Annotated in this window: 2 protein-coding genes; both read right to left on the bottom strand. The window is 55.5% G+C overall.

Going from position 1 to position 1,706, the window contains the following annotated elements; translation table 11 throughout:
- Positions 1-218 precede the first annotated feature (218 nt).
- Positions 219-1,082 carry a translation elongation factor Ts gene (gene tsf, locus ACQKP2_RS32780; RefSeq protein WP_427582374.1) on the bottom strand — a complete coding sequence of 288 codons (864 nt, stop codon included), beginning with the start codon at positions 1,080-1,082 and terminating at the stop codon, positions 219-221.
- A gap of 188 nt (positions 1,083-1,270) precedes the next feature.
- The coding region (gene rpsB, locus ACQKP2_RS32775) for a 30S ribosomal protein S2 (protein ID WP_427582373.1) at positions 1,271-1,706 on the bottom strand (436 nt) is incomplete at its 5' end.

The raw sequence follows: 1,706 nt of genomic DNA, 5'->3' as shown, positions 1-1,706 counted from the left end.
CTGAGCCATTGCGAATCTCTCCTGCGGCGTATTTTAAAAATTCTTTGCGAGCTGTTTTCAGCTGGCGCTCACTCTAGCTTGGCGCTGCTTCAGCGCCATCGGAACATGGCTTTGTAAGCCAGTTCCAACAGGAAACCAATTAAATATTGGCCCCCATCTGAAAAGAGGCTGCGCGCGTGAGCGGGCAGCCTCTTCTGGGCGACAGTTAAAAAACCGTCTTATTGCTTGGCGGCAGCCAGCTGAGCAGCAACTTCTTCAGCGAAGTTGTCGACTGGCTTCTCGATGCCTTCGCCTACTTTGAAGTAGGTGAAGGAAACGATTTCAGCGCCGGCTTTCTTGGCCAGAGCACCTACGGTGATTTCCGGGTTCATCACGAAAGCTTGTTCAACCAGGCTGGCTTCGGCCAGGAACTTGGTGATACGACCAGCAATCATCTTCTCGACGATTTCAGCCGGCTTGCCTTTCATCTTGTCTTCGTTGAGCTGCAGGAAAACGCCTTTCTCGCGCTCAATGGCTTCTGGCGAAACCTGCGATGGCAGCAGGAACTCAGGGTTGCTTGCCGCCACGTGCATGGCGATTTCCTTGGCCAGCTGGACGTCGCCGCCCTTCAGGACAACAGCAACACCGATCTTGTTACCGTGCAGGTAGGTGCCGACAACATCACCTTCCACGCGCACCAGACGGCGGATGTTGACGTTTTCGCCACACTTGGCAACCAGGGCTTCACGAGCCGCTTCACGGGAAGCGATCAGTGGAGCGGCATCGGTCAGCTTCTCGGCGAAAGCTTGCTCGACGCTGTCGGCCACGAAGTTTTTGAAGTCGTCTTGCAGGGCCAGGAAGTCGGTCTGCGAGTTGACTTCCAGCAGAACGGCTACCTTGTCGTCAGCCTTGATGGCGATGGCGCCTTCGGCGGCAACGTTGCCAGCCTTTTTGGCAGCCTTGATGGCGCCCGAAGCACGCATGTCATCAATGGCTTTTTCGATGTCGCCGCCGGCCTTTTCCAGGGCCTTCTTGCAATCCATCATGCCTTCGCCGGTACGCTCGCGCAGTTCTTTGACCAGCGCCGCAGTAATTGCTGCCATTTCAAATTCCTCTTGGATAGGTTTTCAACCATTCCACCCGATCGAACGGGCGTTCAATTCTTCCCGAGCCACCTTGTTAGCTGCCGCACGTTACAGATAGAGCAGTGGGCGCCGACAAATGGTTTTCGAGGTGGCAAAAAGGGGGCCAAGCCCCCTTTTTGCTTACTGAGTCAACGCCAGGGCGTCAATTACTCAGCTGCAGCTGCCGGAGCTTCTTCAACGAAAACTTCGGTGCCGCCAGCAACATTGTTGCGACCACGGATAACAGCGTCAGCCATCGAACCCATGTACAGCTGGATAGCGCGGATTGCGTCATCGTTGCCTGGGATGATGTAGTCAACGCCTTCCGGGCTGCTGTTGGTATCGACTACGCCGATAACCGGGATACCCAGCTTGTTGGCTTCGGTGATCGCGATGCGCTCGTGATCAACGTCGATGACGAACAGAGCGTCTGGCAGGCCGCCCATGTCCTTGATACCACCCAGGGAACGATCCAGCTTTTCCAGGTCACGAGTGCGCATCAGCGCTTCTTTCTTGGTCAGCTTGGCGAAAGTACCGTCTTCGGCTTGTACTTCAAGGTCTCGCAGACGATTGATGGAAGCACGGATGGTTTTGAAGTTGGTC

The organism is Pseudomonas sp. NPDC089569 (genome assembly GCF_050280625.1).
Taxonomy (GTDB): domain Bacteria; phylum Pseudomonadota; class Gammaproteobacteria; order Pseudomonadales; family Pseudomonadaceae; genus Aquipseudomonas.
This window is presented reverse-complemented; position numbering and strand designations above follow the sequence as displayed.